General features: G+C 71.1%; 11 protein-coding genes. 7 read left to right on the forward strand and 4 right to left on the reverse strand.

Translation table 11 applies throughout. The annotated features are described in order from the left end of the window. From ACFY1H_RS05645 to ACFY1H_RS05655, 3 genes are all read left to right on the forward strand, one after another. A partial coding sequence (locus ACFY1H_RS05645; RefSeq protein WP_386945928.1) for an integrase core domain-containing protein occupies positions 1 to 83 on the forward strand: 83 nt, incomplete at its 5' end. Positions 84 to 166: 83 nt separating this feature from the next. Beyond that, entirely contained in the window at positions 167 to 3,190 is a 3,024-nt protein-coding gene (locus ACFY1H_RS05650) for a DEAD/DEAH box helicase (RefSeq protein ID WP_386944881.1), read from the forward strand. Next, on the forward strand, positions 3,183 to 3,914 hold the full coding sequence (locus ACFY1H_RS05655; protein ID WP_386944882.1) for a hypothetical protein: 732 nt from the start codon (positions 3,183 to 3,185) through the stop codon (positions 3,912 to 3,914). The genes ACFY1H_RS05650 and ACFY1H_RS05655 overlap by 8 nt, the downstream gene beginning before the upstream one ends. A gap of 42 nt (positions 3,915 to 3,956) precedes the next feature. On the opposite strand, the gene ACFY1H_RS05660 is transcribed toward ACFY1H_RS05655, so the two are convergent. Continuing rightward, a complete protein-coding gene (locus ACFY1H_RS05660; RefSeq protein WP_386944884.1) occupies positions 3,957 to 4,589 on the reverse strand; it encodes a GAP family protein in 633 nt (210 codons plus the stop codon). Between the two features lie 74 nt (positions 4,590 to 4,663). Further along, positions 4,664 to 7,021 carry an arylsulfatase gene (locus ACFY1H_RS05665; RefSeq protein ID WP_386944885.1) on the reverse strand — a complete coding sequence of 786 codons (2,358 nt, stop codon included), beginning with the start codon at positions 7,019 to 7,021 and terminating at the stop codon, positions 4,664 to 4,666. Between the two features lie 225 nt (positions 7,022 to 7,246). Here ACFY1H_RS05665 and ACFY1H_RS05670 point away from each other — a divergent pair, with 225 nt between their 5' ends. The 3 genes from ACFY1H_RS05670 to ACFY1H_RS05680 all read left to right on the forward strand — a co-directional run bounded on the left by ACFY1H_RS05670 (position 7,247) and on the right by ACFY1H_RS05680 (position 9,934). Beyond that, complete coding sequence (locus ACFY1H_RS05670; RefSeq protein WP_386944887.1) at positions 7,247 to 8,197, forward strand: formylglycine-generating enzyme family protein; 951 nt, start codon at positions 7,247 to 7,249, stop codon at positions 8,195 to 8,197. 19 nt (positions 8,198 to 8,216) lie between these two features. Beyond that, positions 8,217 to 9,119 (forward strand): HAD family hydrolase, encoded by a 903-nt coding sequence (locus ACFY1H_RS05675; RefSeq protein ID WP_386944889.1) that lies wholly within the window; start codon positions 8,217 to 8,219, stop codon positions 9,117 to 9,119. A 386-nt stretch (positions 9,120 to 9,505) separates the two neighbouring features. Beyond that, a complete protein-coding gene (locus tag ACFY1H_RS05680; RefSeq protein ID WP_366588896.1) occupies positions 9,506 to 9,934 on the forward strand; it encodes a nuclear transport factor 2 family protein in 429 nt (142 codons plus the stop codon). Positions 9,935 to 10,060: 126 nt separating this feature from the next. Here the strand turns inward: ACFY1H_RS05680 and ACFY1H_RS05685 are convergent, their stop codons facing one another. After that, positions 10,061 to 10,873 (reverse strand): SDR family NAD(P)-dependent oxidoreductase, encoded by an 813-nt coding sequence (locus ACFY1H_RS05685; protein ID WP_366588898.1) that lies wholly within the window; start codon positions 10,871 to 10,873, stop codon positions 10,061 to 10,063. A 141-nt stretch (positions 10,874 to 11,014) separates the two neighbouring features. After that, positions 11,015 to 11,911 (reverse strand): TIGR03619 family F420-dependent LLM class oxidoreductase, encoded by an 897-nt coding sequence (locus ACFY1H_RS05690; protein ID WP_366588901.1) that lies wholly within the window; start codon positions 11,909 to 11,911, stop codon positions 11,015 to 11,017. Between the two features lie 174 nt (positions 11,912 to 12,085). Between ACFY1H_RS05690 and ACFY1H_RS05695 the strand changes: the two genes are divergently transcribed. Continuing rightward, the gene (locus ACFY1H_RS05695) at positions 12,086 to 12,595 is read left to right on the forward strand and encodes a flavin reductase family protein (RefSeq protein WP_366588903.1); all 510 of its coding nucleotides are present in this window, start codon (positions 12,086 to 12,088) and stop codon (positions 12,593 to 12,595) included. Positions 12,596 to 12,598: the final 3 nt, after the last annotated feature.

Genomic DNA, 12,598 nt, shown 5'->3' on the forward strand with positions numbered 1-12,598 from the left:
CCTGGCTCCAGCACTACAACACTCAACGCCGCCACAGCGCACTCGGCGGGCATCCACCCACCAGTCGACTGCCACCAACCTGACGGCCGAATACAACTAGCCGCAACCTGGCCCTGCCGTGCGACGATCTGCGGGGAACGCAGATCGGACGAAGGAGCCACAGACCTTGCCCTTGGTGCACGCTCTGTGGTCTCCGGGCCGGGGTCTGCTGCTCTGGGCGGAGCACGACCGAGGCCCGGCCGGCACGTCGAGCCGTTCGGCGCGGATCGCGCTTCCGCATCCGTTCGCCGTCTCCAGCACGAAGCTGACCGCTCTGCATCCCGGAAAGCCCACGTCGGTGACGTTGCTGCTGCCGTCGCGGGCGAACCGGCCGCTCGCCTCCTCCGAGGCGGCGGCGGGTGGCAAGCGGCGTGGGCCGGCACCGTCGCTGCGGCCGTGGTCGGTGCCGGCGTTGATCGTGGACGCGACCGAACTGGACGACCTCGACGACTCGGCTTCGTACGGCTCTTCGGTCACCTACTTGCGGGCGGTGGCCCGCCTGGCCGCGGATCTGGTGCGGCGCGGGCGGGTTCTGCCGACGCTGGTCCGCCAGGGCGATGTGGCCGAGGCGCGGTGGCGCCCGGTGCTCCAGGGCGTGGATTTCGTCGCGTTCGAGGCGCTGGTCGCGGCCATGCCACCGGTCGGGCGGGCCGAGCAGATCGCGCCGCTCACCGGGGCCTCGCCTCGCGCACTCGTCACCGATGCCCTCCACACCCTGGTCGACGCGGCGGTCCGGGACCGGCTGGCGCGGGCGGATCCGCCCGTCGACCTGCGCGCGGGCCGGGGCCCGGCCGGGGTGTGGCTGTCCGCTTTGCAGGGCGGCGTCGCCCGCGTCGAGCTGCCGCTGGGTGAGCTCGGTGTCCTGGCCGACGCGGTCGCGAAGTGGGACGAGGTCGCCGATACCGACGTCGTCGACGGCCGGGCGTGTTTCCGGCTGGCCGAAGTCGGCACCCTGCGTCCGCAGGACGCGGACGATCCCGACGACCAGACCGGCGACGGCACCAAGTGGCAGCTGCAGTTCCTCCTGCGGGCGACGGCCGATCCGAGCTTGCTGCTGCCGGCGGAGCAGATCTGGTCGGGCCGGGCGATCGGGCTGGTCCGGGATCCCGAGGGGCTGCTGGTCGCCGAACTGGGCCGGGCCGCGCTGGTGGAACCGATGCTGGCGCCGGCCCTGCGCCGGGACCGGCCGGCCGAGTACGACCTGACCTTCGAGGAAGCCGAACTGTTCCTCACCTCGGGTGCGACCCGGCTGGTCGAGGCCGGGTTCGAAGTGCAGCTTCCGGCCACCTGGGACGGCCGGCGCCGGCTCGCGCTGCGGCTGTCCGTCCGCAGCGCTCCCTCGGAACAGGTCGTCGCCCGCAGCCGGGTGGGCCGCGACGAGCTGGCCGGGTTCCGCTGGTCGATCGCGGTGGGCGACGACGAAATCGGCGAAGAGGAGCTGGCCCGGCTCGTCGCGGCGAAGACCTCGCTGGTGCGGCTGCGGGGCAGGTGGATCAGCGTCGACGCCGACCGGCTGCGCGCCGGTCTCGAGTACCTGCGCCGCGACCCGCACCGGCAGATCCGGGGCATCACCGCCGCCGAGCTGCTGGAGCTCGTCCACCTCGGGCAGGAGACGCCGCTGCCGGTCACCGACGTCAGCGCCGACGGCTGGGTCGGGGACGTCCTGGCCGGACGGGTCCACCGGACACTCCAGCCGGTCGAGCTGCCGCCGTCGTTCCGCGCCACCCTGCGCCCCTACCAGCAGCGGGGTGTCGCCTGGCTGGTGTTCATGTCGGCGCTGGGGCTCGGCGCGTGCCTGGCCGACGACATGGGTCTCGGCAAAACCGTCCAGACGCTGGCCTTCGAGGCCGTCGAGCGCGCCGGCCACGACCACGGGCCGACGCTGGTGCTGTGCCCGATGTCGCTGGTCGGGATGTGGCAGCGGGAGGCGGCGAACTTCGCCCCGGGGCTGCGTGTCCACGCCCACCACGGCAGCGCCCGCGCACACGGGGACGCGCTCGCCGAGCAGGTCGCCGCGGCCGACCTCGTCGTCACGACCTACGCCACCGCCGCCCGCGACGCCGACGAACTCGAGACGTTCACCTGGCGGCGCCTGGTGCTCGACGAAGCGCACGCCATCAAGAACGCCGACACCGCGACGGCCAAGGTGGTGCGCCGGTTCGCGGCCGGGCACCGGCTCGCGCTGACCGGCACCCCGGTGGAAAACCGGCTGGCGGACCTGTGGTCGGTGCTGGACCTGCTCAACCCCGGGCTGCTCGGCAGCAGGTTCGAGTTCCGGCAGCGGTTCGCGGTCCCGATCGAGCGGCGGGGCGACACCGCCACGGCCGCCGCTCTGCGCCGGCTCACCCAGCCGTACCTGCTGCGCCGGGTGAAGACGGACCCCGCGATCGTCCCCGAGCTCCCGGAAAAGATCGAAATCAGGCAGGAATACCGGCTCACCCGCGAACAGGGCACGCTGTACAGCGCGATCGTCGACGAGATGATGAAGAAGATCGAGAACAGCCGGGGCATCAAGCGCCGCGGCCACATCCTCGCCGCGATCACGAAACTCAAGCAGGTCTGCAACCACCCCGCGCACCTGCTGCACGACGGCTCCCCGATCGGGCACCGCTCCGGCAAGGTCGCCCGCCTCGAAGAGATCCTGGCGGAAATCCTGGCATCGGGCGATCGGGTGCTGTGCTTCACGCAGTACACCGAATTCGGTCATATGCTCGTGCCCCATCTGTCGGAGCGGCTCGGCGTCGAAGTCGCGTTTTTGCACGGCAGCCTGGCAAAAGGGGCGCGAGACGCGATCGTGGAACGCTTCCAGTCCACAGATGGGCCGCGGATCCTCTTGCTCTCGCTCAAGGCAGGCGGTTCCGGGCTCACGCTGACCGCCGCCGGCCAGGTCCTGCACCTGGACCGCTGGTGGAACCCGGCCGTGGAGAACCAGGCCACCGACCGGGCGTTCCGGATCGGGCAGGGCCGCAACGTCCAGGTGCGGAAGTTCGTCTGCCCGGGCACCATCGAGGACCGCATCGACACCTTGATCACGAAGAAGCGCGCGCTCGCGGGCATGGTCGTGGGCGAGGGCGAAAGCTGGCTCACGGAGCTGTCGACGGACGCGCTGCGCGGAGTGCTCACGCTGGGGGAGGACGCGATCGATGACTGAGCCACTCCCGTGGTGGGCGACCCGGTTCATCCGGGCGTTGACGGCGATCGGCGTTCTCCTGCCGGCGCGCGGCCAGGGGCGCGTCGTGTCGCTGGAGGTCGGTGCCGGGCGCGTCGACGCCACGGTGCAGGACGGCCGCCCCCAGCAGGTGCGGATCGGGCTCACGGCGTTCGGGAAAACGGACTGGGCGGCGATCACCCATGCCCTCGCCGCGAAAGCGTCGGCCACGGTCCAGCTGCTCAGCGGCGAGCTGCCCAGTGACGTCGAACAGATCTTCACCGCGCTGCGGCTGCCCTTGTTCCCGTCGTCGGCGCGGGAGGTGTCACTGGACTGCACCTGCCCGGACGTCGAGGTGCCGTGCGGCCACCTCAACGCGGTGTTCTCGGCGCTCGTGGCGCAGGTCGGCGACGATCCGTTCACCGTCCTCGCGTTGCGCGGCCGGGACCGCGAAACGCTGCTCGAAGAGCTGAAGAACCGGCTCATCTCCGCGGAGCCGCTCGATCCGGACGACCGGTCTCCGGCCCTGACCGAGGTCATGGACTCCTTCTTCGACTGCGGTCAGGCCCCGGGCCTGGGCGGCGCGGCGCCGTTGCCCGGGCCGCGAGCGCAGTTCGACGCGCTGCTCGGCCAGGCCCCGCCGTTCGCGATCACGGTGGGCGGTGAAGACGTCACCGAGCTGCTCCGCCCGGCGTACCGGGCCCTCGCCGGAGAGCACGGCGGTTAGCTTCGGCACCCGGTGTTCCCCGGTTCGTCCCGGCGGTGTGGATCACACGAGGTGGGCGATGCCCGAGCCGATGAGGAAGATGCCGAAGCCGGCCGCCACGACGACGATGATGGTCCGGCCGTGTCGTCCCAGCCACGCGTTCACGGCGGTGACCCAGCGGATCGTCGTCTCCGGCCAGATGGCGTGGGCGATGATCGGTATCTCGATCAGCAGCATGTAGATCACGGCGACGAGGATGATGCTCAGCGCCGTCACCAGCAGGCTGGCGTGCGCCTTGGCGATCGCGTGCAGCGAGGCCAGGTACAGCGCCGTCGGCGTGTACATCAGTATCCCGACGCCCAGCAACCCGATCACGCCGAGCTCGCGGCGCTTCTTGGCGGCCTTGGGTCCGCGCGGCGGCCGGAACCAGACCACCAGGGCGAAGGCCACCAGCACCACGCCGATGGTGAGGTCGATCCAGGCCGGCACGGTGTGGTGCTGGGGGCTCTCGGCTCCGCTGCTCTGCAGCACCAGCACCGAGAGGAAGCCGAAGCCGAGGGTGATGAACACGGCGCCGGCCAGGAAGATCAGCGCCCGCTTCCTGGGTTGCGGATTGACCAGCAGGAACGCCATGAACAGCAAGGCGGGCGGGTAGATCGCCGCACCGAACGCGGCGGGAACAGCTTCGGACAACATCGCCGTCGGCACCTCCTCGGGCCGGCCGGCCGGCGGCGACCCGGGGGAGGTGCCGACGGCAGACCGGCGTGCGGCTACTCGCGCATGAGCATCGCCTCGGCCTCGCGCTCCTGGTCGACGTAGGGTTCGCCGCTGACGTCGATCACGACCCGTTTGATGGTGCCGCCGGTGAACCGGTGGGGGCGCTGTCCCCGGTAGTCGTCGGTGACGGCGGCCCCGCTGTCGCGGCCGACGCACAGGCCCTCGCCGGCGAGTTCGAACGCGCCGGGTTGTGTCTTGATGCGGCCTTCGCCGACCTTCTGGTCGCCGTGGTAGAGCGACAGGGTTCCGGTGGCGATGCCGGGCGGGTCCTCACCGTCCTTGTCGAACGAGGCCGCGAGGATCAGGTTCTCACCCGTCGGCAGGTCCTCGGTCCCGTCGATCTTCTGCTCCAGCATGCCGACGAAGTTGTAGACGTAGTGCAGGCGGTTGTCCTTGACGTAGAGCGCGTGTCCGCCGAACCGCGCGCCGTGGGCGAACAGCACGCCCTCGGCGCCCTTGCCGGGGATGTCCACAAGGGACCCGATCGAGTAGGACCGGTTGCGGATGTTGACCGCCTGTTGTTCGGGAACGTCGGCGACGTCGGCGTAGTAGACGTACCGGTTGCGGGCCGCGGACAGCTGCGGCCGCGGCGTGTTGAGGATTTCCAGTGGTGACCGGTCGTCGAGCGGGAACGCGCCGTTGGCGTCGGCCTCCGCGAACCAGAGCCGGATCAGCTCCTCGAGCTTCTCGGGCCGTTCGGCCGCGAGGTCGTGCACCTCGGAGCGGTCGACGTCGGTGTGGTAGAGCTGCCACACGTCGTCGTCGAAGTGGCTCCAGCCGCTGATCGTCGGGTGTGTCGTCACGGCCTTCCAGCCCTCGTGCCAGATCCCGCGCGAGCCGAGCATCGAGTAGAACTGGGTGGATCTGGCCGACGGCGCCGAGGGATCCGCGAAGCTGTAGCGCATGCTCACCCCGTCGAGCGGGCTCTGCGCGTGTCCTTTGATCGCCTCCGGCACCTGCACGTCCAGGCAGTCGAGCATCGTGGGCACGAGGTCGATCGCGTGGTGGTACTGGTGGCGGATCTCGCCGCCGTGCCCGAGAACCGCGGGCCAGGAGATGATGCACGGGTCGGCGGTGCCGCCGTTGAACTCGTAGCGCTTCCACATCTTGAACGGCGTGTTGAAGGCCATCGCCCAGCCGTTCGCGTAGTGGTTGTAGGTCTTCGGACCGCCCAGCTCGTCGAGCATCGCGAGGTTCTCGTCGAGGTCGTCGGGGATGCCGTTGAACAGTTTGTTCTCGTTCACCGAACCGTCGGGGCCGCCCTCGCCGCTGGCGCCGTTGTCGGAGACCAGGATGACGAGCGTGTTGTCCCGTTGCCCGGTCTCTTCCAGGTGGTCGAGCAGCCGGCCGATGTGGTGGTCGGCGTGGGCGAGGAAGCCGGCGTAGACCTCGGCCATGCGCGCGAAGAGCCGCTTCTCCCGGTCGGACAAGGAGTCCCACGGCTTCGTGTAGTCCAGCGGCGGGAAGGGCTGCCCGTCCGGGCCCTGGCGGGTCTGGGGAGTGCCGATCGGGTTGATCGGCGGGAGTTCGGTGTCGGCCGGCACGATGCCGAGTTCTTTCTGCCGCGCCAGCACGGTTTCGCGCAGCGCGTCGTAGCCCAGGTCGAAGCGGCCGGCGAATCGTTCGATCCACTCCCGCGGTGCGTGGTGCGGCGCGTGGCACGCGCCCGGCGCGTAGTAGAGGAAAAACGGCTTGTCCGGCGCGATCGCCTTGGCGTCCTTGATGAACTCGATCGCCTTGTCGGTGATGTCGTCGGTGAAGTGGTAGCCCTCCTCCGGGGTCTTCGGCTGGTCCACGGGGTGGTTGTCGTACACGAGGTCGGGGTACCACTGGTTCGTCTCGGCGCCGAGGAAGCCGTAGAACCGCTGGAACCCGCGCCCGGTCGGCCAGTTGCGGCGCGTCGCGGCGAGGTTCATCTCGTCGGTCGGGCACAGGTGCCACTTGCCGACGATGTAGGTGTTCCAGCCCCGCTCCTCGAGGATCTCGGAGATCATGCCGTTCTCCGGCGGGATCGTGCCGTTGGCATTCGGGAAACCGATCGCCGCCTCGGTGATGCACGCCATCGCGTTGCGGGTGTGGTTGCGCCCGGTGAGCAGGCAGGACCGGGTCGGTGAGCACAGCGCGGTGGTGTGCCACTGCGTGAACCGCACGCCGTCGGCCGCGATGCGATCGATGTTGGGGGTCTCGATGACGCCGCCGTAACAGCTCATCGCGGAGTACCCGACGTCGTCGAGAACCAGGTACACCACGTTCGGGGCACCCTCGGCCGCCTGTGCCGGTTCGAAGGGTGCCCAGTCGGGCACCGAGTCGCGGATGTCGACGTTGATCTTGCCCTGGAACGAGTTGCTCATGTCACTCCTCGGATCCCCCGGGTGAAGGCGGCCTCGACCACCCCATCCGACCGCGTGCGGCGGCGCCCGGCTTCACCTGCACCAGGTGAACACCGCAGGGGTCGGGCTCGCGCCGTTCCGTCGTGGGGATCGTCCGGCGCAGGTCACCCGGCACGGGTGATGAAGCGCGATCGGGCCCGCTGCGAATGTGTGGCGACGTCGCGCACAGCAGACAGGGGACACCGGATGGCCACGGCGCACACGGGGCAGGGCCGTCGGCCGGCCGTGGCCGCGAACCCGGACCCGACGACGGGAATGGTGTGGATCGCCGGCCGCACGTTCGCGATGGGCTCCGACGAGCACTACCCGGAGGAAGGCCCGGTCCACGACGTGACGGTCGGCGCGTTCTGGATCGAGCCCACCGCGGTGCGCAACCGTGACTTCGAGCGCTTCGTCCGCGCCACGGGCCACGTCACGCTCGCCGAGCGGGCACCCGATCCGGCGGACTACCCGGATGCGGCGCCTGAGCTTCTCGTGCCGGCGTCGTCGGTGTTCGTCGCACCGCGGCACGAGGTCGACCTGCGCAACGCCTACAACTGGTGGAGCTCCGTGCCCGGTGCGGACTGGCGCCACCCGTCCGGCCCGGGCAGCTCGATCCGCAAGCGACCCGACCATCCCGTGGTGCACCTGGCGTGGGAGGACGCCGAGGCCTACGCGCACTGGGCCGGCAAGGACATCCCCACCGAGGCGGAGTGGGAGCTCGCCGCGCGGGGCGGGCTCGACCGCACCGGCTACGCGTGGGGTGACGAGCTCACCCCCGGCGGCGTGTGGATGGCCAATACCTGGCAAGGCCGGTTCCCGTACACGAATACCGGCGCCGACGGATACCTGGGCACCGCGCCGGTCGGGCGCTACCCGCCGAACGGATACGGCCTCCACGACATGATCGGCAACGTGTGGGAGTGGACCGCGGACTGGTACTCCGCCCACGACGAGCGACCCGGCTCCTGTTGTGGCCCGAGTCCCCGGGACCGCAGCATCGCACGGGGTGAACGCGTTCCGCGCAAGGTGATCAAGGGCGGCTCGTACCTGTGCGCGCCGGACTACTGCCGTCGCTACCGGCCTGCCGCCCGCACGGGGCAACCGGTCGACACCGCGACCTGCCACGTCGGTCTCCGCTGCGTGGTCCGGCCCTGACCCCGGGAAGGACGGTTGCGTGGTGCTGACCACCTGGCGTGAAGGCGCGGCGAAGAAGGCGATCACCGAGTTCGTCGAGCACGCCTCGGACGTGCCGGCCGACGAACGGGTGGCGACCTTCGACAACGACGGCACGCTGTGGTGCGAGAAACCGGTTCCGATCCAGCTGGACTTCATCCTGCGCCGCCTCGTCGCGATGGCGGGGGAGACTCCCGAGCTGCGCTCGCGGCAGCCCTGGAAAGCTGCGTACGACAACGACCTGGCGTGGTTCGGCGCGGTGGTCGCCGCGCACTACGCCGGGGACGACACCCAGCTCCCCACCCTCGCGGCCGGAGTGCTCGAGGCGTACGCCGGCATCGGCGTCGAGGACTTCGAAGCCCAGGCGAACGCGTTCCTGACCACCACGCAGCACCCCACGTTGCGCAGGTCGTACGCGCGCTGCGCCTACGCGCCGATGGTCGAACTGCTGGCCCACCTGCGCGACAACGGCTTCAGCACCTACATCGCCTCGGGTGGCGGCCGCGACTTCATGCGGCCCATCAGCCAGGCGGTCTACGGCGTGCCGCGCGAGCAGGTCATCGGCAGCACCGCGACCCTGTCCTACGAGGACGACGAGCACGGCGGCACCATCCGCCACCAACCCGTCCTCGACTACCTCGACGACGGCCCGCAGAAGCCCGTCCGCATCTGGAGCCGCACCGGACGCCGGCCCCTGCTGGCCGCGGGCAACGCCAACGGCGACATCCCCATGCTCCGCTTCACCCACCACACCGGTAAACCGACCCTGCGCCTCCTCGTCCTCCACGACGACCCCGACCGCGAGTTCGCCTACACCGCCGGCGCCGAACAGGCACTCGAACAGGCCGGCCGCGACGGCTGGACCGTCATCAGCATCCGCGACGACTGGCACACCGTCTTCTGAGCGGTTGACGCTCTCACCGGGGCTTCCCGCCCACCGGGGCCCGATCCGGAGCCGCCGGCCGACGCGCGATCCACCGACCTTTCCACCACGTGGAAACGCCCGCGGCGCGAAGGCCGCCCGCCGCTTTACCTTCGGGACGGTGATCGACAAAACTCACGGAGGGACCCGATGAGCCCTCACGACAAGGTGACGCCGCTTCGCCACCCGGACCGCGTCCTCATCGGCGGCGAATGGGTTCCCCCTGCTCGGGCTGAACGCGTCGGTGTTCACCGCCGGCACCGACCGCGCGCTCCGTCGCCGTGATGGTCGGCGCCGGCCTGAAATCAGTCCACAACAGACTTTTCGGCGCGGTTTCGCCCGTCGCCACCACCGGAATGGAGAGCGAAATGAGTGAGCACCGCACGGTCGAGGAGCGCAATCGCGCCATCGTGCAGCAGGCCTACGAGCTGACGGCCCGGGACGACCTCGAGGCCCTGTTCGAGGTGCGGGACCGGAACTACCGGGTGACCCTGCCGGACGGGTTCCCGGTTCCGGGCTCCTGGACGGGGGAGGACGCCAACGCCGCGAGGCTGGAGATCTTCGGCACCCTGGGCGCCGACGGGATCAAGTACCACGAGATCATCGCCGACGGGCCGAACCGCGTCGTCGCGCTGTGCGAGCCGACCGGACTCGACGGCGAGGGCAAGCGGTGGTCGATGCTCCTCGCGGAGTTCTTCTGGATCGAGGACGGCAAGATCACCGACATCCGGCCCTTCTGGTGGGACGTCGTCGAGTTGCGGCGCGTCGCGGAATCCCGGAAGGCGGCACGGAGCTAGCGCGGGCGCCGCGGAAACGCCGTCCGCTCGCATCGCCCGGGGGCCGCCGTGACGCGGCCCCCGGCCCTTGTCGATCCTTTGTGGACACACGGTCCGGGACGGCTGCCCCGGACCGTGTGCGCCGCGCTAGTGCATCACCGCACCGCCGTTGACGGCCAGCGTCTGTCCGGTCACGTAGGACGCCATGGGCGACAACAGGAACTCGACCGCGTCGGCGACGTCCGAGGCCTCCCCTTGGCGGCCCAGCGGAATCGTGGCGGCGGCCTCGTCGCTGACGATCCCCGTGCGGCTCGACTGCGCGACGACGCGCGCCGTGCGGATCACGCCCGGGGCCACGCAGTTGACGCGGATCCCGTCCGGCCCGACCTCCGCCGCGAGATAGCGGGTGTACTGCACGATGGCCGCCTTGGCGGACCCGTACCCGGCCAGGTAGCCACCGGCCCGGACGCTGAGCGCGGTGCCGCTCGCGACCGTCACGATCGCGCCGCCGCCGGCTGAACGCATCAACGGCACCGCCGCGCGGCAGCAGTTGACAGCCGTGCGCACGTTCGCGTCGAGCAGCGCGGTCAGGTCCTCGTCCGGAACGACGCTGGCCCGGCTCCTGTCGTACGGCGTGATCGCGCCACCCGCCGTCGTGACGAGCAGGTCCACCCGCCCCCATTCCGCGGACGCCGCGTGGACGGCGTCGGCGGCCTGCTCCGGCGAAGCCAGGTCGGCTTGCAGGGCCAGGCCGGCCCCGGCCCGGGCGATGAGCTCCTCCGCGACCGACGACGCGGTGAGGCTCTCGCCGTACTCGGCTGCCGCGGCCAAGTCTCGGTCGACGACGGCGACGCGCGCGCCGAGCTCCGCCAGGCGGAGGGCGCAGGCTCGGCCGATCCCGCGCGCTCCGCCCGTCACCACGGCGACCGCGTCCCGAAAACCCTCTGCAGCAGTATGCATTCGACCTCCATGTGAACTTCGCCGGTCACCACCGCCGGACAAGTCGACGAGGCGGCCCGGCTGCGTCAGGTCGGCTTACCCGGCCTCACGCCGCGGCCGCAACGAAACCGTTCCGCGCCATGGAAATCGGTGCCGCGGGGTTCACAGCTCGTTCGAGATCAGCGCTGCCGCGGCGGTGCTGATCTCGACGTGTTCGGCCGCCGAGCGGCCGGCCCCGCGGCAGTCGACCGTCAGGTGCGTCGGCGCGGCCGCACGGATGTGCGCGAGCTTCGCCCGCAGCGTCGCGTCGTCGTCCCCGGCACCGACCACGAGCGTGGCCTGGATCCCCAGCGAAGCCGGATCACGGTCCGCCCGCTCGGCGCACTCCCGCAGCGCGGACACGGCCGGAGCGAGCTGCTCCGGCGCCAGTTGCGGTGCGGTGATCCAGCCGTCGCCGAGTGCCACGACGCGGCGGCGGACTCGTTCGCGCGCCCACTCGGTCTTGCCGAGCCCGCCGCCGAGCCAGAGGGGGATCGGCTCGGGAGGCAGCGGAGCGACGCCGACCGCGTCCAGCCGGTGGTAGCGGCCGTCGAAGGACACCGCGCGGCGCGACCACAACAGCCTGAGCACGGCGATCTGCTCCTCCATTCGCTCGGCGCGAGTGCCGAACGTGGCGCCGAGGGCTTCGAACTCCACGGCGTTCCAGCCGACGCCGACCCCCAGCCGCACCCCGCCACGGCTGAGCAGCGCCAGCTCCGCCGTCTGCTTCGCCACCACCGCGGTCTGGCGCTGGGGCAGGACCACCACACTGGGCACCAGCTCCAAGGTGGTGAGTGCCGACACGTGTCCCAAGTGGACGAACACCTCGCGAAACGGGTCCGCGGCGGTGTAGCGGCCGGTCCAGCCGGGCCGGTGCGTGGTGTCCGCGCCGACGACGTGGTCGGCCAGCGTGAGGTACCGGTACCCGGCGTCCTGCGCGGCGGTCACCAGCGCCCGGCGATCGCCCGGGACGTCGTGGGGCAGGGCTAGGCCGATCCGCACCGGCGCGGTGGGGGACATGTCAGGAACCTCCGAGGCAGATCTGGTCGGGTTTGCGGCGGAACCGAGCGTTCAGCCCGGCGGCGTCGGTCGCAACACCGCGTTTCCACGCCGCGGAAGCGCAACGTCGACAAGGCAGCGCACGACGTCTGAAGCTGGCGAGCACCACAACCCGTGATCCCGAGGTGATCAGACATGACACAGGCATCGGCACCGATCCCCGGCCCCGGACACCAGGACCTCCGCCGCGCGTTCGCGGCGTTCCCGTCCGGGGTGACCGCGGTGTGCGCGTTCGTCGACGGCGCGCCCGCGGGCATCGCCGCGAGCTCGTTCACGTCCGTTTCCCTCGATCCGCCGCTCGTCAGCGTCGCACTCGGCGCGCGGTCACGGACGTGGGCGCGGCTGCGCGAGGCCACGCACCTCGGCATCAGCGTCCTGGCCGAGGAACACGCCGAGTACTGCCGCGTGCTCGCCGGGCCGGGCGAGCGCTTCGCCGAGGTCGACTGGACGGCCACGCCGGAGGGGGCCGTGCACATCGGTGGCTCCGCGCTCACGCTCACGTGCTCGATCGCGGACCTGACGGCGGCCGGTGACCACGAGGTCGCCTTCCTGCTCGTGGAGGACATCCACCAGCCCGACGGTGTCGAACCGCTGCTGTTCCACGGCAGCAGGTTCCGCCGCGTCGCCGACCGCGTGGCGGTTTGACCG

Origin of the sequence: Amycolatopsis sp. NPDC001319 (genome assembly GCF_042896185.1) — a bacterium.
In the GTDB taxonomy this organism is placed as follows: Bacteria; Actinomycetota; Actinomycetes; order Mycobacteriales; family Pseudonocardiaceae; genus Amycolatopsis.